Raw genomic sequence first — 26685 nt, forward strand, 5'->3', positions numbered from 1 at the left:
AGCCCACCTCCTCATACATTGGACAAAGAGAGGACTTGTACGTTCGGGAGGTGGAGAAGGCTCCAATGACAGCTCCAAAAAAAAGACGTTTATGGTTTACGATCAGCTGTGCAGCACTACTTATCTTATTGTTAAATTACCAGCCTATCCAACACTATATAAGTGTCGTAAAAAATAAACAGGTAGTGACTGCGGATAGTGCTCTCGATGAGAAGTCACGACTCCAGAGCCTGATTGAACAGTGGAAGGAAGGCAAGGAGGAGCAGCCCGTCGATGCTGTAGTTGACCCTACCTGGAAAGCAATTCCTGGCTACAACGGGCGTATCGTAGATATGGAGGCCTCGATAAACAAAATGCTGGCAGCAGGTGCGGCAAGCCCGGAAATGCTGGTGTATAAAGAAGTCCCTCCTGCCGTTTCGCTAAAGGATCTGGGGGCACAGCCGATCTACCGTGGCAATCCGAAAAAGCCAGCCATTTCCTTTATGATTAATGTTGCGTGGGGCAATGAGTATCTTGATTCGATGTTGGATACATTAGACAAGCATAAGGTCAAAACTACCTTTTTTCTGGATGGCTCATGGGTGAAGCGATACCCGGAAGAAGCAAAAAAAATTGCCGCACGGGGACATGAGATCGGAAATCACGCCTATTCACACCCAGACATGAAAACACTCAGTACACAACGGATTCATCAAGAAATTAACCGCACGCAAGAGATTATCATCAAAACATTGGGAATAAAACCTACCTTATTTGCCCCTCCTTCTGGTTCCTTTAATCAAAGAGTCGTTCAAATTGCCCATGACCCTTTTCAAATGAACACAATCATGTGGACAGCAGACACCGTTGATTGGCAAAAACCACCGCCTGTTTATGTGATCAGGAAAATTTCGGGCTTGATGGGGAACGGGGTTTTGGTCCTCATGCATCCAACCTCTACTTCCGAAAAAAGTCTTGATCAGTTGCTCACGATCGCTAAGCAAAAAGGACTTGTACCGACGACCGTATCGGAAGTCATCTCGAGCAATCGTATTCCATAGCCCGAAAACGCATCATTTGTTGTGGAGACCAGGGAAGTTTGCTATAGTTAAACGTGTTTCCTACAATTTCCCTGAAGTTTGGATAGAGACAGATGATCGACTGAGGAGGATTTGCGTGATACTACGTCATACATGTGAAAACGGTCTGAGAATCGTAACAGAGAGAATTCCATCTGTTCGTTCTGTTGCACTCGGCATCTGGGTCGGGACCGGTTCGAAATATGAAAACAATGTGAATAACGGGATTTCCCATTTCCTGGAGCATATGTTTTTCAAGGGCACAAAGACCCGTACGGCTAAAGAAATTGCAGAGAGCTTTGACGAGATCGGCGGCAATGTAAATGCGTTTACTTCGAAAGAGTATACCTGCTACTACGCACGTGTACTTGATCAGCATGCGCCGATCGCATTAGAAGTGCTTTCAGATATGTACTTCAACTCTGTGTTTGATCCCGAAGAATTGGAAAAAGAAAAGAATGTCGTCATCGAAGAAATCAGCATGTACGAAGATACACCAGATGACCTGGTGCATGATCTGATTGCTCAGGCTTCCTATGGCAAGCATCCATTGGGCTACTCCATTTTAGGTACAGAGGATGTCTTGAGAAGCCTAAAGAGAGATGACTTGTTAGGCTATATCGATCAACGCTATTTGCCATCCAATACAGTGATTACGGTTGCAGGAAACTTTGAAGAGAGTCTGATTGAAGACATTAAACAACGCTTCTCATCTTTCAACCGCAAGTCTAGTGAAGCTGTGGTAAGCACGCCTGATTTTACAGCGAATGTGATTTCGCAGCACAAGGCGACCGAACAAGCACATTTGTGCATTTCTCTTCCGGGCTTTCAGGTTGGACATCCTGATGTGTACTCTCTTATTTTGTTGAACAATGTGTTAGGTGGAAGCATGAGCTCTCGTCTCTTCCAAGAAATTCGAGAAGAAAGAGGATTAGCGTACTCTGTCTATTCCTATCACTCTTCTTACAAAGAGGCAGGAACCTTTACCATTTACACTGGCACCGCATCAGAGCATGTTGGCCAAGTGTTTGATATCGTATCGCATGTGCTCCGTGATGTTGCTGATCATGGAATTACTGACAAAGAGCTGAACAAGGGCAAGGAGCAATTAAAAGGCAGCCTGATGCTCAGTCTGGAAAGCACAAACAGCCGCATGAGCCGTCTTGGTAAAAATGAGCTGCTGGTAGAACGCCATCTCACATTGGACGAGATGATCGCTAAAATTGACAAGGTAACACATGAGTCTGTTCATGCTGTTGCCAAGCAGCTTTTCCGCTCAAAGCTGGCTATGGCGATGGTTAGCCCTCTGGACGGCTTCCCTGAAAACGTGAAAAACGATATCCTCTTGTAGGTGTGAGAAGACAACCTTAAAAATCCGGCATAGGCCGGATTTTTTTGCGTATATCAACAGTAAAACGAAGGACAAAGGGGGTAGCTGTATGCGCCTAAGCGAGCTCGGCGGAAAGGAAATCATCGGCTTGGACACAGGGGAACGAATGGGGGTCATTAGTGACTCTGATCTCGTCATCCACGCTGAGAATGGAAGCATTCAATCGATTATTTTACCGGGTGGTAGTTTTTTCGGCTTTGGTAAGAAACGTGATGATCTGGTGATTCCTTGGAATTCCATTGTAAAAATAGGGCCAGATATGGTCATCATCCAATTAAATCAACAGGAGACACAAGCTTCGCAAAAGTAGGCACTACTGTCACCTAACGATTGGGAAGCGAATAGGATGGGGGTAGACCGCATGAATACCAGTCAACTTTTTCAAATGGAAAACCTTTGCGTTTCGATCATTTAATGCAGTAAAATGTGTGGAAAGGGGAACGCAGCATGCTAACGGGCATACATGTTGCCTTCATCGGCGGAGACGCTCGCCAGTTGGAAGTAATCAAGCGCTGCATACAACTGGATGCCAGCGTCACGTTAGTTGGCTTCGACAACCTGGAAAGCAATTTTACAGGGGCAACGAAGAGACCATTAACATGCGATGTGTTGAAAGACGTTGACGCCCTCATCCTTCCTATCGTAGGGACCGATGATCAAGGCTTCGTGGAAAGCATCTTTTGTTCCAAACAGCTGCAATTGCAGGATGCCCACGTAGCCAGCTTGCCTAAGCATTGTGTCGTATATACCGGAATGGCAAAACCGTACTTGAAAAACCTATTGACTCCACATCAGATTCCTTTGGTGGAACTGCTGGATCGTGACGACGTAGCTATCTATAACTCCATCCCGACAGTGGAGGGAGCCCTTATGATGGCGATTCAAAATACGGATATTACGATTCATGGATCTCAGTCTATGGTTTTGGGATTAGGTCGTACTGGTTTGTCCATGGCCCGGGCGTTGCATGCTCTGGGAGCAAAAGTCAGGGTAGGAGCTAGACGTCAAGAACACTTGGCACGCATTTATGAGATGGGATTGACTCCCTTCCATATAAGCGAAGTAAGGCAAGAGGTGACGAATGCTGATTTCATTTTTAATACCGTCCCAGAGCTTATACTCACAGCAGAAGTAATTGCTCAGATGCCACAATCGGCGTTTATCCTTGACCTCGCATCCAAGCCGGGGGGCACTGATTTTCGTTATGCCGAAAGACGAGGCATCAAAGCGCTTCTCGCTCCCGGACTTCCTGGAATCGTTGCACCAAAATCCGCAGGACAAATCTTGGCGAAAACTTTGTCTCGTCTGATTGCGGAGCAAAGCAGAACCAGGAGGGATAGGGCATGAGTACACTTCAGGGAAAGACCATTGGTTTTGGATTATCAGGCTCGCATTGCACATTTGAGGAAACCATGCCACAAATAAAGCGCTTTGTGGATGCGGGAGCACGCGTGATTCCCATCGTATCGAATACGATTATGACCACAGATACTCGGTTTGGGACTTCTCAAAGCTGGCAGCAGCAGATCAAAGACCTGACAGGTGAAGAGCTGATCTCAACGATTCCGCAAGCAGAGCCGCTGGGTCCGTCGAAATTGTTGGATGTCATGCTGATTGCGCCTTGCACAGGCAGCACGACAAGCCGTTTGGCGAATGCCATAACGGACAGTGCCGTACTGATGGCTGCGAAAGCAACGATGCGTAATCTGCGACCACTCGTAATCGCAATCTCTACCAATGATGGTCTGGGACTAAATGCAGCGAATATTGCCAAGCTATTGGCAGCGAAAAACATTTATTTTGTGCCATTCGGGCAAGACGCACCTGAAAAAAAGCCAAACTCGCTTGTTGCACGCATGGATCTCTTGCTGGAGACATGCACAGCTGCCATGGAAGGTCGACAACTGCAACCCTTGCTCATCGAGAGATTTAACTACTAAAAACACTACAGAAAAAAACAATTAACCTGCTTTTCGCGATTAGGAGGAGAGTAAGAGATGGCTAACCAACTGACTTATAATGTCGCTGTAGTAGGCGCGACTGGCGCTGTCGGACAGCAAATGATTCGCATTCTTGAAGAGCGCAATTTTCCGATCAAAGAACTCAAGCTGCTTGCATCTGCACGATCTGCTGGTAAGACAGTGACGTTCAAGGGACAAGAAATTGTTCTGGAGGAAGCAACGCCTGAGAGCTTTGCCGGAGTGGATTATGCCCTGTTTAGTGCGGGTGGGTCAATCAGTAAAGAGCTTGCTCACCACGCTGTACGTCATGGTGCAGTCGTCATCGACAACACCAGTGCGTTCCGGATGGACCCTGAGGTACCTTTGGTGGTTCCAGAAGTAAACATGGATGCTGCGCTTGCGAATAAAGGAATCATTGCGAATCCGAATTGCTCGACAATTCAGATGGTAGCCGCTCTGAAACCCTTGTATGATCGTTTTGGCATAGACCGGATCATTGTTTCTACGTACCAAGCCGTATCGGGCGCAGGTCAATCTGCGATTAATGAGATGTTGACGCAAAGCCGTGATGTTTTGGATGGCAAGCAAGCAGAATGTAAGATTCTTCCTGTTGGTTCACAGCCTGTTCATCACCAGATTGCGTTCAACGCGATTCCGCAAATTGACGTATTTACAGAAAATGGTTTCACTTATGAAGAAATGAAAATGATTAACGAAACGAAAAAAATCTTCAATGATGATCAAGTATTGGTTTCTGCTACATGCGTGCGCATTCCGGTCGTCTATGGACACAGCGAATCCGTGTATGTTGAATTGAAACAGGACTACGATTTGGCAGAAGTAAAAGCTCTGCTGGAAAATGCTCCGGGTGTCGTATTGGTAGACGTGCCAGAAGAGCAACGCTATCCGCTTGCTACTGATGCAACCGGCAAGCTCGACATATTTGTAGGCCGGGTGCGACGCGATCTCCATCATCCTCGCGGGCTGCATATGTGGATCGTTTCTGACAACCTTCTCAAAGGTGCGGCATGGAATACGGTGCAAATCGCAGAAGAACTCATCAAAGCAAGAGCATAGGGGAGAGGTTTGTGAAGATTCTCGTCCAGAAGTTCGGTGGTTCTTCCTTGACGACGGAAGATTGCCGGATGAGGGCAATCTACCATATGGAAAAAGCGATCGATGAAGGCTTTGCCTTAGTCGTTGTCGTATCGGCAATGGGACGAAAAGGTGATCCCTATGCAACCGATACACTTTTACAGTTAGTTCGCAGTAATGGACATCAACTGCCAAGTCGAGAAACGGATATGCTAATGCATACCGGTGAAATTATTTCAGCTACAGTCATGTGCAGTATGCTGCATGCGCACGGGATTCAGGCAACGATTTTAACAGGTGGTCAGGCAAACATTGTCACGAGTGATGATTTTTCCAATGCTCAAATTACCTCGATTGATCCGAGCCGTATCCTGCAGGACTTAAAAGCGGGCCATGTCGTAATCGTCCCAGGTTTTCAAGGCAGAACAGCCGAATGGGAGATTACGACACTGGGACGTGGTGGTAGTGATACAACAGCTACCGCTCTTGGGGTTGCTTTGGAAGCTGAAATGGTTGATATATTCACCGATGTCGAAGGCATTATGACTGCTGACCCGCGAATTGTGGAGGAAGCACAGCCTCTTTCCATGGTTACCTACACGGAGATTTGCAACATGGCTCATCTGGGGGCGAAGGTGATTCACCCCCGAGCCGTGGAAATTGCGATGCAGGCAAACGTGCCAATTCGAGTCCGTTCCACGTTTTCGGACGACCCCGGAACTTTGGTTACCAATATGCATGAAATTGGTAAGCTGGAGTATTCGGTTCACGATCGCGTCGTTATGGGGATTGCCCACGTACCTAATATCACCCAGATTAAAGTCGCCAATAAGGAAGGGTACTACGATACACAGCTGCAAGTTTTTAAAACGATGGCAACAAATAACATCAGTGTTGATTTCATAAATGTGAATCCACTTGGTGTAGCCTATACTGTACATGATGAGATGGCTTCCAAAGCAGCAGGGCTTCTCACTGAGCTCGATTATGAGCCACAGTTGTTGCCTCATTGTGCAAAAGTATCGGTGATTGGAGCTGGGATGACGGGTGTGCCAGGCGTAATGGCACAAATCGTTGAGGCCTTGACACAAGAAGACATACAAATTCTTCAATCTGCTGACTCCCATACGACCATTTGGGTACTTGTGCATGAAAAGGACATGGTTAAGGCAGTTCGAGCGCTGCACCATCAATTTAATCTGCATGTACACCACATGTGAGCGACAAATAGATACAAGAGATAATACCTGCTGATCACGAGTAGAGGAGTTGGAGAGGCAGTGGCACGATTTGGCCGGCTGGTTACTGCAATGGTAACGCCATTTAATGACCAATTACAGATTGATTACGATAAAGCAGAGCGCATCATTGATCATTTGGTGGCAACAGGCAGTGAAGGGATCGTCGTCTCTGGAACAACAGGTGAATCGCCAACCCTTTCAGCTGCTGAAAAGCTCGACCTGTTCAAGCATGTAGTGTCATATGCAAAAGGAAAGTGCCACATTATCGCAGGCACTGGCAGTAATGACACAGCATCCAGCATTGAATTTACAAAAGCGGCCCAGGCAACCGGGGTAGATGCTGTCATGGTTGTTGCGCCTTACTATAGCCGCCCATCGCAAGAAGGTCTTTACGCGCATTTTAAAGCCCTTGCAGAAGCGACTGACTTGCCTGTAATGATGTATAATGTGCCAGGTCGCACTGCGGTAAATATCACAGCGCAAACCACGCTGCGTCTTGCTGAGTTGCCGAATGTGGTATGTATTAAAGAAGCGTCTGGTAACCTGTCGCAAATGGCACAGATTATCGAGCATGCGCCAGAGGGATTTGAGCTGTATAGCGGGGATGACAGCTTGACTATACCGACCCTCGCTATTGGGGGAGTAGGGATCGTCAGTGTTGCCAGCCATGTAGTAGGACGCGAGATGACAGAAATGATTTATTCATTCTTGGCAGGAAAGTACACTCAAGCAGCAAGCATGCATCGCAAGCTCATGCCTGTATTTGAAGGACTTTTCGCTTATCCAAGTCCAGGTCCTACCAAAGTCGCTTTGCAAAAGCTGGGCATCGAAACAGGCGGTGTTCGCCTGCCGCTCGTTGAGCTAAACGACGAAGAAAAAGCGTTTGTTCATTCCTTGCTTGTTTAACTGGATAGAAAGAAAAAGAGCCATTCCTGCGGGGATGGCTCTTTTTCCTTGTGTTAAGGTTTTCACTTCGGGTATAATGATACTAAGTGATTTGGGGCGGTTTTTTTGAGTGGACATGACAACTAAATATAGGAGGTTACACGTTTTGGCAAAATCGAATCACTCTGTTCTCATTTTTGCCCTGGGCGGAGTTGGCGAAATTGGGAAGAATATGTACGTGGTGCAATGCGACGATGACATCGTTGTTATTGACGCCGGATTAAAATTCCCGGAAGAGGAAATGCTGGGGATTGATATGGTTATTCCAGATATTACTTATCTGGAAGAGCATCGGGACAAGGTTCGGGGTATTATTATTACGCATGGACATGAAGACCACATCGGTGGCCTCAGTTATGTGCTGAAGCACTTGAACGTTCCTGTTTATGCAACAAAACTTACCCTTGGTTTGATTGATGCAAAATTGAAGGAAGCGGGCATCCTAAACGATACCAAGCGCGTGTTGATCAACAGTGATTCGGAGATCGTTCTCGGTAAGATGAAGGCGACTTTTTTCCGTGTCAACCACAGCATCCCGGATTGTGTAGGGGTCTGCGTTGAAACATCGGAAGGATACGTTGTTCACACGGGTGACTTCAAATTTGATCAGACACCAGTCAACAATCAGGTAGCTGATTTAGCGAAAATGGCTATGATTGGTGACCGCGGGGTACTCTGCTTGCTTTCGGACAGTACGAATGCGGAGCGACCTGGTTTTACAGGATCGGAGCGTTCTGTAGGTATTGCCATTAAAGATGTTTTCTCAAAGGCAACAGGACGAATCGTCGTCTCTACCTTTGCATCCAACGTTCATCGGATTCAACAGGTAGTCGATGCAGCAGCTCAGTTTAACCGTAAACTGACTGTGGTCGGCAGAAGTATGCAAAACGTCATCAACATCAGCCGCGATCTTGGCTATCTTTTAGTCCCAGAAGGGCTGATTGTGGAAATCGATGAAATTAATAAGCTGCCTGCTGAACAGGTAGTGATTCTGTCTACTGGAAGCCAAGGAGAGCCTATGTCTGCGCTCACTCGGATGGCCCGATCCGCCCATCGGAAAATTGACATCCTTCCAGGCGACACAGTTATTATTGCGGCTACCCCTATTCCGGGGAATGAAAAATACGTAGCCCGCACGATTGACCAATTATCACGAATTGGCGCCGACGTTATTTATGGCGGCCATGGACCAAACGGAACCGTCCACGTCTCCGGTCATGGCAGTCAGGAAGAATTGCGTCTCATGCTGAACTTAATAAAACCTAAGTACTTTATTCCAATCCATGGCGAATATCGCATGCTGAAGACGCATGCACTGCTTGGTGAACAAGTCGGTATTCCTGAAGAGAACATCTTTTTGCTGGACAACGGCGATACGGTGGAGATCGCAGGAGGAAAAGCCCGCTACGGTGCAAAAGTTCATGCAGGCAATGTGTTGATCGATGGCTTGGGTGTTGGCGATGTAGGAAATATTGTGCTTAGAGATCGTAAATTACTATCTCAAGATGGAATTCTGGTAGTTGTTGTTACACTCAGCAAACAAAATGGCACGATTTTATCTGGTCCAGACATCATTTCCCGAGGTTTCGTCTACGTACGCGAATCGGAGGAGCTCCTGGACGAGGCGAATCGCATAGTGACCCAAACACTTGTCAAATGTATGGAAGAAAATGTGAATGAATGGTCCTCCCTGAAAAACAATGTAAAAGAGGCGCTTGGACGTTATTTGTATGAACAAACTCGTCGACGCCCAATGATCCTCCCCATTATCATGGAAGTGTAAGGGTAGGAAAATAAAAATGAGTCGTTTAGCCTGAAAAAGGCTGACGACTCATTTTTTATTTGAGACACGCATGCTCGTTTTGTGTATTGGGTAGTGATTAACACGGTTTATTTGTAATAGGGAGAAGCATGAAGAATCTTGGCAAAAGCCTCAGTAGAAGGAGTATCTGGTAAATTAGCAGCTTCAAGCCAAGAAGCCATGGATAGAAGAAGTGCATACAAGCTTTCATTTTTCGGGTCGGAATTTTGTTCAAGCTCTTGAATCGTTTTTTCAATAAAGGCAAGTAATTCGCCCTTCGTAAGTGAGTGACCTTCGTGTTTATCGGTTTTCATCATCGTTCCTCCAAAATATTGCAGCAATCTTTTGTCCAGGTTCATGCGAACAGGAAAGATCAAACAGCGGATGAAGTACATATCATCGCATGCAAAAATCTTCTCTGTTATGTTTAGTTATAATTAGTTATAACTAGATATATTTAGATTATATTGTTATACGTAAATAATCAATTACGAGTTCGAAAAGAAAATAGATTGTCCGTGAAAACAGAGAGGAAAGTTTTTCCTAGCGTCGAAATGAAAAGCAACATGAGGTAAAAATGCAGTTCACTGAGGATGGTGACTTCATTCTCCGTCCGCGCAACTCGCATCGCGAATCGGTGCATCTTTTCCCTTTTCCTTAACCATACTACAGAGGAAAGCGAGGGAGGATTATCCATGTCGAAGCAACCATTTACCGATTTTTTGAATCGGCCGCCATTTGCGAGTGCGCTTTTGAATTATAGTAAAGGTTCTCCACCGCAGGCGTCCCCTGCAGATGAACAAGAGCCGGCAGCTGAGCCACCTGCATCTGAGGATCCAAAGAAAAAGCTGTTAGACTCGATTACCCAACTGGGGCAAACGAATGTACCTCAGCTAGAAAGCAACATTTATTGCATGAGCATTATTGGACAAGTAGAAGGTCATATTCAACTCCCGCCTCAGAACAAAACAACCAAATACGAGCATCTCATCCCTCAACTCGTAGCCGCTGAGCAAAATAACAAAATTGAAGGGGTTCTTGTGATTCTCAATACAGTGGGTGGGGATGTAGAAGCAGGCTTGGCAATTGCTGAAATGGTTGCTTCGCTATCAAAGCCGGTAGTTACCTTGGTACTTGGCGGAGGACATAGCATAGGCGTTCCAATTGCAGTCTCAGGAAATTATTCGTTTATTGCAGAAACAGCGACGATGACGATCCATCCGATACGATTGACAGGACTTGTCATTGGAGTTCCACAGACATTTGAGTATTTAGATAAGATGCAGGATCGAGTAGTCAGCTTTATCGCACGCCACTCCGATATTACAGAGGAGAAATTCCGTGAATTGATGACACGCACGGGAGAATTAACGCGTGATATCGGTACGAATGTTATCGGGGTAGATGCGGTAAAATACGGCTTGATTGATGAAGTTGGCGGTTTGGGCAAAGCGCTGAAAAAGCTGAATGATTTGATCGAGAAAGCCAGAAAAGGGGAAGAGGAGGTCTTGCAATGATCCTGTATTCCATCATCCCCACAGAGACTGTTTTTGAAGGTATGGAGCAAGTCGAAAAGCAGGAGCTAAAAGAGATCGTTAACGGTCATGCCACTATGCTTGTCGAACAGACTGGACCGTTTGAGGGACGGATCGTACGACTTATTAGTCCTGACCCGCAAGACTATTTGAAGCCGCACTATGCCCCTGGACAAAAAGTTCATTTTCAGCCAGAGTGGCTTGTCTAAGAAGTCCTGTATTTCTATGAATTTCCTGTGTTATACTAGACATGTACGAACAGCAGCCGAACAGCAGACGGCTGCCTTTTTACCATTTTTAGTACATATGCTTGTAAAATACTAGGAGGGGCGTGCCATTGAGTAGGAGAAAACGGGAGCGGTCGCAAGCGGCATTGGCCTCGGTTGTCAAAATAGAGCTGCTGGGACTCTTAATTATTGTTTTATCCCTGATCGGACTTTTGGAGAGTGGATGGCTAGGCAAGAATGTACTGGCTTTTGTCTTCCGTTTTATCGCAGGTTCGTGGGACTTTATCATTCCGATGCTCTTGATTGGAATGGCTGTACATATGATGTTTACGCGAAAATCTCCACGAATTACGTATCGCGTATTAGGGATTATCCTGATTGCCATCGGGATTTTCACGTGGGATCATATGATACTTTTCAAGCAAATTACTGCTGATGGAAAATTTGCAGAGCAAAGTATTGTGCGCGTAACATGGGATCGACTTTGGCTCGATCACAGTCAAAAGGTATCTACGACAGGTGTTGGTGGCGGCATGGTGGGTGCTCTCGTGTTTGCCGTATGCAATGGGTTGGTAGGGACGATTGGAACGGGCTTGATCATTGTATTTTTGTTTCTGGTGGGGATGATGTTTTTATTCAATCTGTCCTATGTGAACATCCTAATGTTCCTAAGAGACAAAATAGCGCAAATGTACGGCAAGGCAAAAGATACTGTCAAAGACTCTGTCCAGCTGCTGCAAGAAGAAAGTGAGAAGCGCAAGCAGGAATTAAAAGATGCGGAAGTAGCTAGAAAACAAAAACAGCAAGAAGAAAAACAGACGGTGCCAGTCACCGCGCTGAAAGAAACGCCACCACAGTACTCGAGTGCTGACGAGGACGATTCCGCTCAAGCTCCGGTGATTCCGGTCATCAAAGATTTTGCCGACAGAATTTCGATTGACGATGAAGAACCAGCGATGGAAAATGAGCAGAAGTCCACACCTGCTTCCCCGAAAGCAAATCAGGAAATCGTATTTGCCCTGGAGGGCGAAGAGGAAATATTAGGTACTCTTGAGACTGATTCTGGAATACCAGCAGTGCCTTATGAACTTCCTAGCTTGCAAATGCTCTCACGCCCGCGAGGTGGCAACACTGGAAAAGATGTTGATCATACGTCCAACGCAGCCAAGCTCGTTCAAACGTTAAAAAGCTTTGGCGTGAACGCGACCGTGTCCGAGGTTCATAGAGGACCGGCTGTGACGCGTTATGAGGTACAGCCTGCAACTGGTGTGAAGGTAAGCCGGATCGTAAGCTTGACAGATGACTTGGCACTGGCATTGGCAGCCAAAGATATTCGGATTGAGGCGCCGATTCCAGGTAAGTCAGCGATCGGGATTGAGGTTCCGAATTCGGAGGTTGCAGTAGTATCATTGCGTGAAGTATTGGAGGCATCCGAGTATCAGGATGCACCAGGAAAGCTGACAGTTGCTCTCGGGCGAGACATCTCCGGCGAGCCGATTGTCGCTGATTTGACAAAAATGCCCCATCTATTGGTTGCAGGGGCTACAGGAAGCGGAAAATCTGTCTGCATTAACGGACTGATCATGAGCATCTTGTTCAAAGCCAAGCCAGAAGAAGTCAAGCTGATGATGGTTGACCCCAAAATGGTAGAGCTGAATGTTTATAACGGGATCCCGCATTTGCTTGCCCCAGTCGTAACAGATCCACGCCGAGCTTCTGTCGCACTGAAAAAGGTAGTGGCAGAAATGGAGCGCAGATATAATTTATTCGCCAAAACCGGCAGTCGCAATATTGAAATGTACAATTCACAGGTAGAAGGTACACCATTGCCGTATATCGTAGTCATCGTCGATGAGCTTGCCGACTTGATGATGGTAGCGCCAGGCGAGGTCGAAGACGCGATCTGCCGTCTCGCACAAATGGCGCGCGCATCCGGTATCCATTTGATTATTGCTACGCAGCGCCCGTCTGTCGATGTCATTACTGGCGTCATTAAAGCCAATATACCATCCCGTATCGCATTCGGCGTATCGTCGATGGCTGATTCCCGGACCATTTTAGATATGGGTGGAGCAGAAAAATTGTTAGGCCGCGGCGATATGCTTTCACTGCCGATGGGAGCGTCGAAGCCGGTTCGTGTCCAAGGGGCATTTGTATCTGACAAGGAAGTTGAAGAAGTAGTGCGCTTTGTAAAAGAGCAGCAGGAAGCACGCTACAACGAAGAAATGATCCCAGGAGAAGTACAGGAAGAACAGCCGCAAGCAGTCGATGATGAGCTGTATGACCAGGCCGTACAAATTGTATCCGAGGCACAGACGGCGTCGGCGTCGCTCCTGCAGCGTCGCTTACGCGTAGGTTATACCCGTGCAGCCAGATTGATCGACATGATGGAAGCAAGAGGAGTTGTTGGCCCATATGAGGGCAGCAAACCACGGGAAGTTCGCTTGCCAAGACCGACTATCGAAAGCAACATCTCATAGGGAAAGAAATTCGTTATTAAAAAAATTTTACCAGTAGGCGAGTAGTCATGCCCTTTTTTATGAATGTGCACTTTTATTCATAAATATTTGGCTTGCATGATACTCGCCCCTAGGTTAAAATTCTTAGAGATTGAAGGAAATTGTTGTTATCACGTCTCATACGAATCAGAGGTCTGACGTCCTACCTGTTGGGATGGCTGAAGGACAGCAGGAGTGAATGACAATGAGCATCAAAGGGAATGCTCGATCGCTTTGCCTCTTGGTTATGGATAAAATCAAAGGCGATATCGAATCGGGGCAGCTACGTTCAGGCGAACGCCTCCCTTCCGAAGCAGAGCTGTCCAAGCAGCTTGGTGTAAGCAGGGCAACGCTCCGCGAGGCACTTCGCTTGCTGGAAGAGGAGAAAATTGTCATTCGAAAACACGGAGTAGGTACCTTTATCAATTCTAAGCCTGTTTTTTCCGGGGGAATTGGGGAACTCTTTAGTGTGACGGATGCAATTGAACGTCAAGGATATACGGCAGGAACGATGATCCTGAAGACATCCTTTGGCGAATCTGCGGAAGAAGAGAGAAAACGACTTTCTTTAAATCCGGGCGAGGGCGTATTGATTGTCGAGCGCATTCGTACGGCAGATGGAGAGCCAGTGGTTTATTGCGTTGACCGAATCCCTGCTCATCTTGTACCTAAAGGCTATGCCGCAGGTGGAGAGTCCATCTTCAAATGGCTGGAGAGTGTGACGGGTGTCAGAATCGCATATGCTATCGCAGAAATTGAACCCATGGGCTACAATGAAAAGGTTTCCATTCTGCTGCAATGTGATAAATCAACCCCGCTGCTCTTGCTGAAGCAGATTCATTATGACGAAAGTGAACGGCCGGTGCTTTACTCCCACAATTACTTCAGGGCTGACAAATTTCACTTCCACGTCATGCGAAGACGGTTGTAACTGTGGAGGAAACTCCACTCAACAATTTCATTCTACAATAAACAGGGGGTATTCTCAGATGAAGAAAGTTCTATCCGTGCTTTCTGTGGCAACCCTCAGCCTGTCTCTTGTTCTGGCTGGTTGCGGTAGCAAAGAAGCACAACCTCAAGGTCAAACTGGTGGAAATGGAGGAGCAACTGGTTCCGCTTCAACCATTAAAGTCGGTATGGTTACTGACGTTGGTGGGGTAAACGACAACTCCTTTAACCAGAGCGCTTGGGAAGGTCTGCAAAAACTGCAAACCGAACTGAATCTCCCGAAAGACAATGTAAACTACCTGCAATCCACAAGTGATGCTGAGTACGTACCAAACTTGACTCAATTTGTAAAAGACAAATGGGATCTGACTTGGGGTATCGGTTTCTTGATGGGTGACCACCTGAAAAAAGTGGCATCTGAAAATCCTGATTCCAAACTCGCGATTATTGACGCAGAAGTTGACGCACCAAACGTTGAATCCGTTCTCTTCAAAGAGCACGAAGGTTCTTTCCTCGCTGGTGTAGTTGCTGCGAAAATGACGAAAACCAAAAAAGTAGGTTTCGTAGGTGGGGTTGAAATCCCAGTTATCAAGCGTTTTGATCTCGGCTTTGAAGCTGGTGTAAAAGCGGTAGATCCTAGCATTCAAGTAATTAAAGTATACACAGGTGCTTTCGACAAGCCAGATGTTGGTAAGTCTACTGCTTCCTCCATTTACGGCCAAGGCGCTGATATCATCTTCCACGCTTCCGGCGGAACTGGTGATGGCGTATTTAACGAAGCAAAAGACCGTAAAGCAAAAGGTCAAGATGTATGGGTAATTGGTGTTGACAAAGACCAATCCCTGACATTCGGTGATGACATCACATTGACTTCCATGGTAAAACGCGTTGACGAAGCAGTATTCCTCGTTTCCAAAGACCTGACTGAAGGTAAATTTGATGGCGGAAAAATCAAATGGCTCGGTCTGGCTGAAGACGGTGTAGGCTTGGCTGCTACTTCTACGAAAAACGTTCCAGAAGACGTTTTGAAGCTGGTTGATGAGTACAAGCAAAAAATCGTTAAAGGCGAAATCACTGTACCTGATAAGTAAAAAAAACATTGAAGCTGCAAACGGACAAGGCTAGTTCGAGCAACTAGCCTTGTTCTTTACCTTCAAACTAGACCCACAAAAACGGGGGGAACATGGTTGAATCCGGTAAAGAATGTTGTAGAAATGCGTGGTATTACCAAGCGTTTCCCAGGGATCATTGCAAACGATAATATTACCTTGTCAGTAAAGCATGGGGAAATTCATGCCCTTCTCGGTGAAAACGGCGCTGGCAAATCTACCTTAATGAACGTATTATTCGGACTGTATCAGCCTGAAGAAGGCGAAATTCTCATTAATGAAAAGCCTGTTAAGATTACAAGCCCCAATGTAGCGAATGAGCTCGGCATTGGAATGGTGCATCAGCATTTTATGTTAGTTGAAACCTTTAGTGTAACTGAAAATATTGTTCTTGGAAATGAACCGAAAAACGGGTTGCAGATAGATATTCGACACGCAGAGAAGGAAGTAGAGAAGCTTTCTGACCGATACGGGTTGAAAGTAGATCCACGAGCCAAGATTCAAGATATCTCAGTTGGCATGCAGCAGCGTGTGGAGATTTTGAAAACGCTTTATCGCGGGGCGGATATCCTGATTTTTGACGAGCCAACCGCTGTTCTGACTCCTCAGGAAATCCATGAACTTATTGAAATCATGCATAATTTGGTTAAAGAAGGTAAGACGATTATCCTGATTACACACAAGCTCAAGGAAATCATGGCTGTATGTGATGCGGTTACGATTATTCGTAGGGGAAAAGTCATTGATTCGGTGCTAGTCAAAGAAACCAATCCGGATGAGTTGGCTGCGAAGATGGTTGGTCGTGAAGTTAACTTCCACGTGGACAAGATAGCAGCAAATCCAAAGCAAACGATTCTCTCTGTAGAAAATGTTACTGCAATGGGAAATCGCGGAGTAAATGCATTAAACAATTTGAGCTTGGAAGTTCGCGCTGGCGAGATTTTAGGGATTGCTGGTGTTGATGGCAACGGCCAGAGCGAGCTGATTGAAGTATTGACGGGGTTGCGAAAAGCATCAAGCGGTCGTGTCCTTCTTAATGGCAAAGAAATTACGAATCATGCTCCAAGGCATATCTCTGAATCCGGATTGTCTCATATTCCGGAAGACAGACATAAACGCGGATTGATTCTTGATTTCACCATGAGTGAAAATATGGTATTGGAAACGTATTTCCATCCAACGTTTAATAAAAACGGTTTTCTCGATTATGGCGCTATTGACAAGCATGCGGCAAAGCTCATTGAAGAGTTTGATGTTCGTACACCGAGCATTTATACGCCGGCCCGTGCCCTCTCCGGAGGTAATCAGCAAAAAGCGATTATTGCACGCGAAGTGGACAAAGATCCTGATCTGCTGATTGCAGCTCAACCTACTCGTGGCCTGGACGTTGGTGCGATCGAGTTTATCCATCGTCGTTTGATTGAGCAACGCGACAATGGAAAAGCCGTATTGTTGTTGTCTCTTGAACTGGATGAAGTCATTAATGTTTCCGACCGGATTGCCGTCATTTACGAAGGTCAAATTGTTGGGATTGTCGATGCCAAATCAACAACTGAGCAAGAACTTGGCTTGATGATGTCTGGCGGAAAAGGGCTAGATGGAGGAGAGAAGCGATGAATAAAGTGATTGCCGTCTTTACCAAAGAATCGTTCCTCGTTCCTCTCGTTGCAATCATTCTCGGCCTTTTGACCGGGGCTGTAGCCATGCTTGCAGGAGGTTTCAATCCCGTTAAAGCGTACGTGGCTCTTTTGGAAAAAGTATTTGGCAGCGCGTATAACTTTGGGGAAACGATACGGCAAATTACACCATTGATTTTTACAGGCTTGGCTGTAGCCTTTGCATTTCGGACAGGCTTGTTTAACATCGGTGCAGAAGGGCAATTTATCGTTGGAATGCTTGCGTCTACTGCTGTAGGTGTATCGTTTGATTTGCCTGCTTATATTCATGCGCCACTTGCAATCATTGCAGGTGCAGTAGCAGGTGGTCTGTGGGGTTCTATTGCTGGCTATTTGAAAGCAGCCAGAGGTGTAAACGAAGTCATAACGAGTATCATGTTGAACTGGGTAGCGCTGTACTTTGCCAACTGGGTCTTGAATGCATTCTATATTCCAGCAGGCCAACAGCGTTCTGAAATGGTCAAGGACTCGGCTGTAATCACGATCGACTGGCTTTCCGCTATGTTTGACAGTGCGCGTTTGCACTGGGGGACTTTGGTTGCGATTCTTGCTGCTATTTTCTTTTACGTCATTCTTTGGAAGACGAAGTCCGGTTATGAGTTGCGTGCAGTTGGTTTGAACCCACATGCGTCTGAATATGCCGGAATGAACGTAAACCGAAACGTAGTAAAAGCGATGTTTATTGGTGGTATGTTTGCCGGGATTGGTGGAGCTTGCGAGATTTTGGGCGTATTCCACTACCAAGCAATCATGACAGCTCAGCCGGGCTACGGTTTTGATGGTATCGCGGTTGCTCTGATCGGAGGTAATACTCCGCTGGGCGTCGTCCTTGCAGCGATATTGTTCGGTATATTGACGTTTGGTTCCGCAGGGATGAAGTTCGGTGCGGGTGTTCCTGTTGAGTTGATTCGCGTAGTAATTGCTTCCGTTATTTTCTTCGTGGCAGCTCACGGAATTGTGAAGATTTTTGTGAAACCAATCTTGAAGAAGAAAAAGGAAGGTGGGAACTGATGGATTGGGGAATTATTCTAAGCAACCTCGTTCATGATACCATCGTGTTTTCCACTGCCTTGATTTTTGCGTCATTGGGCGGACTTTTTTCTGAGCGCTCTGGTGTAGTCAACATTGCACTAGAGGGTATGATGATCATTGGGGCCTTTACCGGTGCGGTTATGACCTATGCTTTTCAGGATTCTCTTGGAGCCTGGGCACCTTGGATAGGGTTTATCGCCGCCGGGATCGGTGGAGCGATTTTCGCCTTGCCTCACGCGGTAGCATCGGTTTCCTTTAAAGCAGACCAAACCGTAAGTGGTGTCGCTTTGAACTTCTTGGCAGCGGGTCTGTCTGTTTACTTGACCAAGATCATTTTCAATGGTGCAGGTCAAACCACGACTTTGAGCCAAGTTTTCGGAAAGTGGAGCATCCCGGGTTTGCATGAGATCCCGTACTTGGGTCACGCCATTTTCGAGGCTTATCCTACGAGCTACATCGCATTTATCATGGTGTTCTTGACATGGTTCCTCGTTTTCAAGACTCCGTTTGGCTTGCGTTTGCGTGCTGTTGGGGAACATCCTCGTGCAGCTGATACTGTAGGGATCAATGTAAAGAAAATGCGTTATACGGCAGTCATGATCAGTGGTGCGCTTGCTGCTTTGGGCGGAGCAACCATTTCTTTGACGACAACCAGTAACTTTTCGCATAATACCGTTTCTGGACAAGGCTTCATTGCGATTGCAGCTTTGATTTTCGGAAAATGGCATCCAGCTGGTGCGATGGGAGCTGCTCTCTTCTTTGGTGTCGCTCAAGCAATTAAATCGCTGGTTCAAATCTTTGGTTTGACCCAATATGTACCTACGGAGTTTATTTTCATGCTACCGTACGTATTGACGATTCTCGTCATGGCTGGTTTGGTAGGTCGTTCAAGTGCACCGGCTGCCTTGGGTAAACCATACGATACCGGCTCTCGCTAGTTGACATAATTTAGCGTCTAGAACCTGACTCTTTCCCTGTGCGATAATTTTTATGGTGATTTCGTGCGGGGAGGGGATTGAATGAACCGCTGTTTACATAGAAACAGCATTCTTCATTGGCCCAGGCTTCTAGGCGTTTTTTGTGTTTGTCTGGGTCTATTTATTGGTGTGATTGATATGAGTAAACCGGCACTGGCAGAAGAGCCAGGACCAACTGTGTCCTTGGTGATTAACGGAAAAGCAGTATTCTCCGATGTGCAGCCACTTCTTGAAAACGGACGAATGCTAGTACCGATTCGGTATATTGGGGAATCTACTGGGGCTTCGGTCACGTATGAGGCGGCAACGAAGCAGGTCATCATGGAGCAAAAAGACAGGCGTGTATCATTAATTGTAGGGAGTAATGTTGCCTATGTGAACGGTAGGCATTACACACTCGATGTACCACCGAAAATTGTTAATGATCGTACGGTGGTCCCGATCCGTTTTGTTAGTGAAGCACTTGGATATCGCGTAAATTGGGATGAGAGAGCACAGGTGGCGCAAATCGAGTCAAAAGAGCCAGATGATTCCGTGGCCATTGTGAAAGAAGCATCGAATCCCTATGTCGTGCAAGCAGGTGACACATTGTCCAAAGTTGCCCTTCAGCACGGGACGACGATGAGTGCCATCAAAAAAAACAACTACTTGTCTTCGGATAACCTGACGATTGATCAAATTTTATTTTTACCCAATGATTCTAAGACAGCAACGAATCCACTTTCAAAAAAAGTCGGTGACAGCGGCTTGTTGAAGAAGACCTACTATTTCCCCTTTAATAATCGCAGCTGGTACGAGCCTTATGGCGACAGCTTTGGCTCTGATCGTGAATGGACGGAAAGCAGTGATGGAAGTGTACGCAGTCATGAAGGCATTGATATCATGGCTCCCAAAGGCACTCCTGTTTATTCCGTATCATCAGGGACCATTAATCGGATTGGTTGGAATACCTACGGTGGCTGGCGTATCAATATTACGGATGAAAGTGGACAATATCGCATGTATTACGCCCATTTAAGTGCCTACACACCTGGGTTGCGCATTGGTGATACCATACAGGCAGGGCAATTGATTGGCTTTGTAGGAGATACTGGATACGGAGGAGCGGGAACGGTTGGTATGTTTGCTCCCCATTTGCATTTTGGACTTTATCTCAACGACAACAATCGTGCCATCGATGCTTATGATTACTTGCGGTATTGGGAGCAAAATAAAGTTGCAAGCCCCTTTTTCCTAATGGGACAAACTAGACGAAGAATATCCTGATTGAGAAAGGAAGGCTTCGTATGTGGACATGTCCTTATTGCGGCGGGAATCACGGTCTGCCATTTCACGATGAGCATTTAGACGGTATGCTTTGTCTGGGCGCGGATTGCGGGCGCTTCGTCGAAGAAAGCGTCATACAAGAAGACTCGAGAGAATGGGACTATATGGACTTGTAATCGATGAGGAACGAGCCATGCTGGCAATAATCAGCACGGTTTGTTCCTTTTTTCGTCAGGATTTAGATGTGTATGGGAAGGCGTAGGAGGAGCATTGCATGCATACCTTGATAAAAGGAAAAAGACATTGGAAGATTCTGATGCTTGATGACCTGCCAATTGGTTACAATAGAGGGGTAAGCTGATGGAGAAGGGAGAATGGGATATGAGTGGGCATACAACCGAAATTGCGTTTCAAAGCTCCCAAATTAATGGGATGAACGTACATATCCTGCCGACCGCCAAGTTCAAAACAACCACCATTGTGACAATGATTGAACAGGCACTGTCGGAGGAAAACGTGACAAAAACGGCTTTACTTGCCATGGTGATGAAACGGGCTACAGCTCGATTCCCTGAGACCAAACGATTGCGTGCGCATCTGGATTATCTCTATGGTGCGATCTTTGACGTAGACGTGATGAAAAAAGGGGAGCGGCAAATACTGCAAATATATATGGAGGTTCCGAACGAGAAGTATCTTTCCAAAGATGCGACTCTATTGGAGGCTGCCATTCAGTTTGTAGGTGACATGCTGACTAGACCGCTTGTAGAAAATGGTGCCTTTCTTGAGAAGTACATGAATCAAGAGAAGGAGACCCTCCGCAAGCGCATGGAGAGCTTGATCGATGACAAAATGAAATATGCCAATCAACGTGTGACAGAAGAAATGTGCAAAGATGAGCCGTTCTCGCTGCTCGTCCAAGGAAGAGTGGACGACCTGCCGGGCATAACCGGTGAAGACCTCTACTCGTATTATAAAGAAATCATGACGAATAACCCGATTAATATGTTCGTTGTCGGTGATGTGGAGCAACAAAACGTTTCTGAAATCATCCGCTCGCAGGTTCCTTTGGAGCGAAGCGATGTGAAAGGGTTCCAGGTAAACCAGGAACAAAAACAGATAACGACAGAGCGTGAAGTGATTGATCGCCTAGACGTGGGCCAAGCGAAGCTTAACATTGGTTGCCGAACACAGATTACGTACAAAGATGATGATTATCCTGCCTTGTTGCTGTATAACGGTATTCTCGGTGGCTTTCCGCATTCGAAGCTATTCGTCAATGTGCGCGAAAAAGAAAGTCTCGCTTATTATGCGGTTTCCAGACTGGAGAGTCACAAAGGCATCATGATGATCATGTCCGGGATCGATGTCAATAAGTATCAAAGAGCTGTCGAGATCATCAAGCAGCAGCTTGAATTGATGGAGAAGGGTACGATTTCGGACGAAGAATTGGGACTCACTCGGGCTACACTTAGCAATCAGTTCCGCGAGCTATTAGATAGTGCCCGTGGAATGATTGATTTTACCTACAATGGGGTCATTAGCGGCCGAAAACGCCAACTGGATGAGCTCTTGAAAGCAATCAGCAGCGTGACGCTGGATGAGATTAAGCAGGTCGCAGATAAAGTGAAAATCGATACCATCTATCTCCTGCGGGATAAGAAGGGAGAGGCGCAATAATGGAGACCACTGTATTTGAACAAGTAAACGAAACCCTGTATCACGAAACGCTGGGGAACGGATTGCAGGTATATTTGGTCCCGAAGCAAGGCTTCAGCAAGACCTACGCCGTCTTTACTACACGCTATGGTTCGATAGACAGCCATTTTCGTACGCGAGGTGGGGAAGAAATTAACGTACCAGACGGCATCGCGCATTTTCTTGAGCACAAGATGTTTGAGAAAAAAGATCGAGACGTTATGCACGAATTTAGTAAGAACGGTGCATCCTGCAACGCATTTACGAGCTTTAACCGCACAGCGTACCTATTTTCATGCACAGATAATCTAAATGACAACTTGAACCTTCTTCTCGACTATGTGCAAGAGCCGTACTTTACGGATGCCAGCGTAGAAAAGGAAAAGGGAATTATCGGTCAGGAAATCACGATGTACGATGACAATCCGGATTGGAAAGTTTACATGAACCTGCTCAAGGCGATGTATCAAAAGTATCCAATCAATATCGAGATTGCGGGTACGATCGAAACCATTTCGCATATTACCAAAGAATACCTTTATCAATGTTACGAGACTTTTTATCACCCGGCCAATATGCTGCTTTTGGTGGTTGGGTCCTTCGAGCCGGAAGCGATGATGAAATTGATTCGTGAGAACCAGTCGGCCAAGGAATTTTCACCTGCACCGCAAATTACGAGAGTCTTTCCGGAAGAGCCGGTTGAGCCCGCTGAGGCAAAGGTCGAGGCGTTTCTTGCCGTTGGACTGCCAAAGTGTATGATCGGGATCAAGGAACGGGAAAATGGACTTACCAAAGAAGCCTTGTTAAAACGTGATCTGACCACTAAACTGATATTGGACCTTGCGTTTGGCACGAGCTCTGCTGTGTATGAGCGCTTATACGACAGCGGCTTGATTACGGAAAGCTTTGATTTTGACTATAGCTGCGAGCAGGATTACGCCTACACCATTATCGGTGGTGATACACCTGATCCGGATAAGCTGTTTGAAACGATCAAAGCCGAGATCGAGCAATTGAAGCAAAACGGAATTGATCAGGATGACTTCGAGCGGGCGAAGAGAAAGAAAATCGGTAACTTCTTACGATCGCTGAATTCAGTCGAATATATCGCTAACCAATTTACCAGCTTCAAGTTCAATGGCAATGATCTGTTTTCCGTGGTGCCGACCCTCGAGTCGATCACCCGCGAAGATGTTGAACAGCGATTGAAAGAGCATTTTCTTCCTGAACAAATGGCTGTTTCGATTGTCCGTTCTGCTTCGCCACAGGAGTAGTGAGCAAGTATGCATCAAGGAACGCCATGGGCGTTGATTACGGGGTCTTCTGGCGAAATCGGGCAGGCGATAGCTGTCTGCCTGGCTGAGGTGGGAGTTCCCCTCTATCTTCATTATCATCAAGCGGAGTCAAAGATTGATGCTCTCGTACAAAAATGTCAGACACTCGGGGTGTCAACCGGCAAGCTGCAAGCAGATTTACGTGATCCGGCGCAAATTACTGCCATGTTTGAGGCGATGCCAATTGCACCGCTGCTTATCGTCAACAATGCATCGGTGGATCACGTCGGGCTTTTTTCCGATGTCTCCGTTGAAATGTTTGACGAAATGATGCATATCAATGTGCGTTCATCGTTTTTGGTGAGTCAAGCAGCTGTGCCCGCCATGCTTCGTGAGCGCTATGGGCGTATCGTGAATGTTTCTTCCATTTGGGGAATGACAGGCGGTTCGTGTGAAGTACTGTATTCCTTGTCCAAGGGAGCCATAAATACGTTCACCAAAGCGTTGGCAAAAGAGCTTGCACCGAATGGCATCACAGTAAACGCTGTTGCACCTGGGGCTATCGAGGGTGGCATGATGCAAAAATTTTCAGCTGATGAACTTGCTATGATTGCAGAAGAAATTCCTGCCAGTCGTCTCGGGCGACCGGAAGAAGTGGCGGCGGTCGTGCGCTTTCTTTTGACTCGGGAGGCGAGCTATGTAACCGGCCAAATTATTAGTCCCAACGGCGGATGGTATACATAAGTACAATTACATGCATAATTTCCGTGAAAAGATGGAAATCTACCTTTTGTGTGGGCAGCAAACCTGTTCGCAACGTACAAAAGGAGGGATTTTCGCTATGTCGATTCTTGACAATTTCCGCGACTGGAAAGAATTTCTCGGAGATCGAGTAGAACAAGCGAAACAGGCAGGGATGGAAAGTGAAACGTTAGAAAACGTTGCCTACCAAATTGGTGGTTATCTGGCTGAGCAAGTAGATCCGAAAAACGATCAGGAGCGTCTGTTAAAGCAGCTTTGGGACGCGGGAGATCAACAGCAGAAGCAAGCGCTGGCTTCTCTCATGGTGAAACTTGTTCAGGACGCCGGTAATGTCAGCCGTGGCAATTAGGCTTTGAAATCCCCTTCTTTTGGGGATTTTTCTTTTCGCGATTGTCGATTGTTCGGAAAATGTTATACTACATAAGAAGAGAATTCTGGGTGGCGGAGAGGATTGCATATGGAAGCAAAAAAAGAATGGTACATGGAGTACGAGATTGCCCGTAACCGTCCTGGTCTTTTAGGGGACGTAGCTTCTATTCTGGGTATGTTGAACATTAACATCGTCACCATTAATGGCGTTGATACGATGCGTCGAGGCATGCTGCTTTTGACTGATGATGATGAAAAAGTTGAGGTTTTGCGCAACGTTGTGCAGAAAATGGACAACATAACCATAACGAGGCTGCGTCCGCCCACAATGCTCGATCGACTGGCAGTTCGCCATGGTCGTTATATCGAACGCGACAGCGAGGACAAGAAAACGTTCCGCTTCGTTCGTGATGAGCTGGGCCTGCTTGTTGACTTTATGGCGGAAATTCTTAAAAAAGAAGGGCATCAGCTGATCGGAATTCGTGGTATGCCTCGTGTAGGCAAGACTGAATCCATGATTGCTGCCAGCGTTTCGGCGAATAAGCGGTGGACGTTTATTTCGTCTACTTTATTACGGCAGACGGTCCGCAGTTCATTAGCCATTGATGAATTGTCCGATGATCATGTATATTTGATTGATGGAATTGTTTCTACTATGCGATCTACCGAGAAGCATTACACCTTGCTTCGAGAGATCATGAACTTTCCTGCCGCGAAAATTATTGAGCATCCCGACATTTTTGTAAGAGAGTCAGAGTATGAGCTATCTGATTTCCATTACATTATCGAGCTGCGTATAAACCCAGAAGAAGAGATTACATACGAGTTAATCAACAATCGCGGCTTTGATAATTTTGAAATGAACTAAGGAGGGGCAGCTGTGTCTGAGCTAGGCCAAGTGCTACAAAGAGCCCGCGAGGAAAAAGGAATCTCGCTCGACGACATCCAACGAATCACCAAGATACAGCGGAGATATTTGGAAGCCATTGAAAGGGGGCATTTTCACGTACTTCCTGGCCACTTTTATGCGCGTGCATTTATAAAAAGCTATGCGGAGGCGGTAGGACTCGATCCGAATCACATTATGAGCCACTTCCAGTCAGATCTTCCGTCCCAACCACCTACGGAGCAAGTGGAGAGACTGCGTAGACGACGAGTCGCTTCGGCTAATAATCCGCTACAGGGCGCCCGGTGGGTAACCAAGACGCTTCTCGTGCTTTTTATTGCGCTCATTATTGGGGTTATTTACATCGCTGTCGTTAATAGCAATGGAGAAATGACCGCACCATCCGTGCCAGGTGGAACTGTGAATCCTGGAGCGGAGATCACAACGCCTGGTCAAGCTGGCGGTGGTGTGACTCCAGCTCCGCCTGACCAAACTCCGCCGCCAACAGGCACACCTACAACACCAGATTCGGGAATTACACCCCCTGAAACAACACCCGAAACCCCTCAGTCGGCTATCACTTTTGAGTCTCAGCAAGGCTCTATCTACAATTATTCCGTGCAAGGCGGCGACAAAGTGACAGTTCATCTGAAGGTTAAGTCGGATAGAAGCTGGTTTGGTGTATCGGAAGGGAAAGGGAAGAAGTACGTAGCAGAAGGTGAGCTGAAGGCCGGAGCAACGGAAGAAAAAACGATTGAGCTCGGAAAAACGGCTTACGTTCGTCTTGGGAATCCTACTGTTTTGGAAATGACAGTAAATGGTGTGGCAGTTGATATGACGAAATTAAAATTCAAGCCGTCCAACATCAACTTCAAAATAAAAGAAACGGTAACACAGTAGGCAAGCGCTAAGCTTGCCTTTCATACTTTTGTCTCTT

General features: G+C 46.5%; 26 protein-coding genes. 25 read left to right on the forward strand and 1 reads right to left on the reverse strand.

Features of this window, described 5'->3' with window-relative positions:
* The first annotated feature begins 65 nt into the window (after positions 1–65).
* The 9 genes from ADS79_RS13065 to ADS79_RS13105 all read left to right on the forward strand — a co-directional run bounded on the left by ADS79_RS13065 (position 66) and on the right by ADS79_RS13105 (position 9473).
* Positions 66–1040, forward strand: a complete 975-nt coding sequence (locus ADS79_RS13065; protein ID WP_049738823.1) for a polysaccharide deacetylase family protein — start codon at positions 66–68, stop codon at positions 1038–1040.
* Positions 1041–1155: 115 nt separating this feature from the next.
* Positions 1156–2409 (forward strand): M16 family metallopeptidase, encoded by a 1254-nt coding sequence (locus ADS79_RS13070; protein ID WP_049738824.1) that lies wholly within the window; start codon positions 1156–1158, stop codon positions 2407–2409.
* An 88-nt stretch (positions 2410–2497) separates the two neighbouring features.
* Positions 2498–2758 carry a YlmC/YmxH family sporulation protein gene (locus ADS79_RS13075; RefSeq protein ID WP_049738825.1) on the forward strand — a complete coding sequence of 87 codons (261 nt, stop codon included), beginning with the start codon at positions 2498–2500 and terminating at the stop codon, positions 2756–2758.
* Positions 2759–2895: 137 nt separating this feature from the next.
* Positions 2896–3795 carry a dipicolinate synthase subunit DpsA gene (dpsA, locus tag ADS79_RS13080; RefSeq protein ID WP_049738826.1) on the forward strand — a complete coding sequence of 300 codons (900 nt, stop codon included), beginning with the start codon at positions 2896–2898 and terminating at the stop codon, positions 3793–3795.
* On the forward strand, positions 3792–4388 hold the full coding sequence (locus ADS79_RS13085; RefSeq protein ID WP_049738827.1) for a dipicolinate synthase subunit B: 597 nt from the start codon (positions 3792–3794) through the stop codon (positions 4386–4388). The genes dpsA and ADS79_RS13085 overlap by 4 nt, the downstream gene beginning before the upstream one ends.
* Positions 4389–4445: 57 nt before the next feature.
* A complete protein-coding gene (locus ADS79_RS13090) occupies positions 4446–5486 on the forward strand; it encodes an aspartate-semialdehyde dehydrogenase (protein ID WP_049738828.1) in 1041 nt (346 codons plus the stop codon).
* Between the two features lie 11 nt (positions 5487–5497).
* Complete coding sequence (gene dapG / locus ADS79_RS13095) at positions 5498–6724, forward strand: aspartate kinase (RefSeq protein ID WP_049738829.1); 1227 nt, start codon at positions 5498–5500, stop codon at positions 6722–6724.
* A gap of 60 nt (positions 6725–6784) precedes the next feature.
* Positions 6785–7651 (forward strand): 4-hydroxy-tetrahydrodipicolinate synthase, encoded by an 867-nt coding sequence (dapA, locus tag ADS79_RS13100; RefSeq protein WP_049738830.1) that lies wholly within the window; start codon positions 6785–6787, stop codon positions 7649–7651.
* A 115-nt stretch (positions 7652–7766) separates the two neighbouring features.
* Positions 7767–9473: a ribonuclease J gene (locus ADS79_RS13105; protein WP_218033833.1), complete on the forward strand. Its 1707-nt coding sequence runs from the start codon at positions 7767–7769 to the stop codon at positions 9471–9473.
* A gap of 107 nt (positions 9474–9580) precedes the next feature.
* Here ADS79_RS13105 and ADS79_RS13110 read toward each other — a convergent pair whose 3' ends face one another.
* On the reverse strand, positions 9581–9805 hold the full coding sequence (locus ADS79_RS13110; RefSeq protein ID WP_141261019.1) for a hypothetical protein: 225 nt from the start codon (positions 9803–9805) through the stop codon (positions 9581–9583).
* Positions 9806–10186: 381 nt separating this feature from the next.
* Here ADS79_RS13110 and ADS79_RS13115 point away from each other — a divergent pair, with 381 nt between their 5' ends.
* From ADS79_RS13115 to ADS79_RS13185, 16 genes are all read left to right on the forward strand, one after another.
* The gene (locus ADS79_RS13115) at positions 10187–11008 is read left to right on the forward strand and encodes a ClpP family protease (protein ID WP_049738833.1); all 822 of its coding nucleotides are present in this window, start codon (positions 10187–10189) and stop codon (positions 11006–11008) included.
* Complete coding sequence (locus tag ADS79_RS13120) at positions 11005–11235, forward strand: YlzJ-like family protein (protein ID WP_049738834.1); 231 nt, start codon at positions 11005–11007, stop codon at positions 11233–11235. The genes ADS79_RS13115 and ADS79_RS13120 overlap by 4 nt, the downstream gene beginning before the upstream one ends.
* Before the next feature lie 122 nt (positions 11236–11357).
* Positions 11358–13733, forward strand: coding sequence for a DNA translocase FtsK (locus ADS79_RS13125; RefSeq protein WP_049738835.1), 2376 nt, complete (start codon positions 11358–11360; stop codon positions 13731–13733).
* 223 nt (positions 13734–13956) lie between these two features.
* On the forward strand, positions 13957–14682 hold the full coding sequence (locus ADS79_RS13130) for a GntR family transcriptional regulator (RefSeq protein ID WP_049738836.1): 726 nt from the start codon (positions 13957–13959) through the stop codon (positions 14680–14682).
* 58 nt (positions 14683–14740) lie between these two features.
* Positions 14741–15790 carry a BMP family lipoprotein gene (locus ADS79_RS13135; protein ID WP_049738837.1) on the forward strand — a complete coding sequence of 350 codons (1050 nt, stop codon included), beginning with the start codon at positions 14741–14743 and terminating at the stop codon, positions 15788–15790.
* Between the two features lie 123 nt (positions 15791–15913).
* The gene (locus ADS79_RS13140; RefSeq protein WP_174769624.1) at positions 15914–17425 is read left to right on the forward strand and encodes an ABC transporter ATP-binding protein; all 1512 of its coding nucleotides are present in this window, start codon (positions 15914–15916) and stop codon (positions 17423–17425) included.
* The gene (locus ADS79_RS13145) at positions 17422–18495 is read left to right on the forward strand and encodes an ABC transporter permease (RefSeq protein ID WP_049738839.1); all 1074 of its coding nucleotides are present in this window, start codon (positions 17422–17424) and stop codon (positions 18493–18495) included. The genes ADS79_RS13140 and ADS79_RS13145 overlap by 4 nt, the downstream gene beginning before the upstream one ends.
* Positions 18495–19454 (forward strand): ABC transporter permease, encoded by a 960-nt coding sequence (locus tag ADS79_RS13150; protein ID WP_049738840.1) that lies wholly within the window; start codon positions 18495–18497, stop codon positions 19452–19454. The genes ADS79_RS13145 and ADS79_RS13150 overlap by 1 nt, the downstream gene beginning before the upstream one ends.
* 177 nt (positions 19455–19631) lie before the next feature.
* Complete coding sequence (locus ADS79_RS13155) at positions 19632–20759, forward strand: stalk domain-containing protein (RefSeq protein WP_236699969.1); 1128 nt, start codon at positions 19632–19634, stop codon at positions 20757–20759.
* Positions 20760–20779: 20 nt separating this feature from the next.
* Positions 20780–20935, forward strand: coding sequence for a hypothetical protein (locus ADS79_RS35670; protein ID WP_162839532.1), 156 nt, complete (start codon positions 20780–20782; stop codon positions 20933–20935).
* 205 nt (positions 20936–21140) lie between these two features.
* Entirely contained in the window at positions 21141–22439 is a 1299-nt protein-coding gene (gene yfmF, locus ADS79_RS13160; RefSeq protein ID WP_049739086.1) for an EF-P 5-aminopentanol modification-associated protein YfmF, read from the forward strand.
* Positions 22439–23731: an EF-P 5-aminopentanol modification-associated protein YfmH gene (gene yfmH / locus ADS79_RS13165; protein ID WP_049738842.1), complete on the forward strand. Its 1293-nt coding sequence runs from the start codon at positions 22439–22441 to the stop codon at positions 23729–23731. The genes yfmF and yfmH overlap by 1 nt, the downstream gene beginning before the upstream one ends.
* 9 nt (positions 23732–23740) lie before the next feature.
* Positions 23741–24475, forward strand: a complete 735-nt coding sequence (ymfI, locus tag ADS79_RS13170) for an elongation factor P 5-aminopentanone reductase (RefSeq protein WP_049738843.1) — start codon at positions 23741–23743, stop codon at positions 24473–24475.
* Positions 24476–24572: 97 nt separating this feature from the next.
* Positions 24573–24842, forward strand: a complete 270-nt coding sequence (locus tag ADS79_RS13175; RefSeq protein ID WP_049738844.1) for a DUF3243 domain-containing protein — start codon at positions 24573–24575, stop codon at positions 24840–24842.
* Between the two features lie 108 nt (positions 24843–24950).
* The gene (locus ADS79_RS13180; RefSeq protein ID WP_049738845.1) at positions 24951–25730 is read left to right on the forward strand and encodes a YmfK family protein; all 780 of its coding nucleotides are present in this window, start codon (positions 24951–24953) and stop codon (positions 25728–25730) included.
* A 12-nt stretch (positions 25731–25742) separates the two neighbouring features.
* Positions 25743–26648: a helix-turn-helix domain-containing protein gene (locus ADS79_RS13185; protein ID WP_049738846.1), complete on the forward strand. Its 906-nt coding sequence runs from the start codon at positions 25743–25745 to the stop codon at positions 26646–26648.
* The last annotated feature ends 37 nt before the right edge of the window (positions 26649–26685 follow it).

It is taken from the genome of Brevibacillus reuszeri, from assembly GCF_001187725.1.
Taxonomy (GTDB): domain Bacteria; phylum Bacillota; class Bacilli; order Brevibacillales; family Brevibacillaceae; genus Brevibacillus; species Brevibacillus reuszeri.

Bases quoted from the DNA above. Each gene is read 5' to 3' on its own strand.
- ADS79_RS13090 (WP_049738828.1), top strand. From the start codon at position 4,446: ATGGCTAACCAACTGACTTATAATGTCGCTGTAGTAGGCGCGACTGGC.
- ADS79_RS13150 (WP_049738840.1), top strand. From the start codon at position 18,495: ATGGATTGGGGAATTATTCTAAGCAACCTCGTTCATGATACCATCGTG.
- ADS79_RS13130 (WP_049738836.1), top strand. From the start codon at position 13,957: ATGAGCATCAAAGGGAATGCTCGATCGCTTTGCCTCTTGGTTATGGAT.
- ADS79_RS13135 (WP_049738837.1), top strand. From the start codon at position 14,741: ATGAAGAAAGTTCTATCCGTGCTTTCTGTGGCAACCCTCAGCCTGTCT.
- ADS79_RS13085 (WP_049738827.1), top strand. From the start codon at position 3,792: ATGAGTACACTTCAGGGAAAGACCATTGGTTTTGGATTATCAGGCTCG.
- ADS79_RS13140 (WP_174769624.1), top strand. From the start codon at position 15,914: ATGCGTGGTATTACCAAGCGTTTCCCAGGGATCATTGCAAACGATAAT.
- dpsA (WP_049738826.1), top strand. From the start codon at position 2,896: ATGCTAACGGGCATACATGTTGCCTTCATCGGCGGAGACGCTCGCCAG.
- ADS79_RS35670 (WP_162839532.1), top strand. From the start codon at position 20,780: ATGTGGACATGTCCTTATTGCGGCGGGAATCACGGTCTGCCATTTCAC.
- ADS79_RS13115 (WP_049738833.1), top strand. From the start codon at position 10,187: ATGTCGAAGCAACCATTTACCGATTTTTTGAATCGGCCGCCATTTGCG.
- ADS79_RS13065 (WP_049738823.1), top strand. From the start codon at position 66: ATGACAGCTCCAAAAAAAAGACGTTTATGGTTTACGATCAGCTGTGCA.
- ADS79_RS13110 (WP_141261019.1), bottom strand. From the start codon at position 9,805: ATGAAAACCGATAAACACGAAGGTCACTCACTTACGAAGGGCGAATTA.
- ADS79_RS13075 (WP_049738825.1), top strand. From the start codon at position 2,498: ATGCGCCTAAGCGAGCTCGGCGGAAAGGAAATCATCGGCTTGGACACA.
- yfmH (WP_049738842.1), top strand. From the start codon at position 22,439: ATGGAGACCACTGTATTTGAACAAGTAAACGAAACCCTGTATCACGAA.
- ADS79_RS13145 (WP_049738839.1), top strand. From the start codon at position 17,422: ATGAATAAAGTGATTGCCGTCTTTACCAAAGAATCGTTCCTCGTTCCT.
- ADS79_RS13120 (WP_049738834.1), top strand. From the start codon at position 11,005: ATGATCCTGTATTCCATCATCCCCACAGAGACTGTTTTTGAAGGTATG.
- ADS79_RS13155 (WP_236699969.1), top strand. From the start codon at position 19,632: ATGAGTAAACCGGCACTGGCAGAAGAGCCAGGACCAACTGTGTCCTTG.
- ymfI (WP_049738843.1), top strand. From the start codon at position 23,741: ATGCATCAAGGAACGCCATGGGCGTTGATTACGGGGTCTTCTGGCGAA.
- ADS79_RS13105 (WP_218033833.1), top strand. From the start codon at position 7,767: ATGACAACTAAATATAGGAGGTTACACGTTTTGGCAAAATCGAATCAC.
- ADS79_RS13175 (WP_049738844.1), top strand. From the start codon at position 24,573: ATGTCGATTCTTGACAATTTCCGCGACTGGAAAGAATTTCTCGGAGAT.
- yfmF (WP_049739086.1), top strand. From the start codon at position 21,141: ATGAGTGGGCATACAACCGAAATTGCGTTTCAAAGCTCCCAAATTAAT.
- ADS79_RS13180 (WP_049738845.1), top strand. From the start codon at position 24,951: ATGGAAGCAAAAAAAGAATGGTACATGGAGTACGAGATTGCCCGTAAC.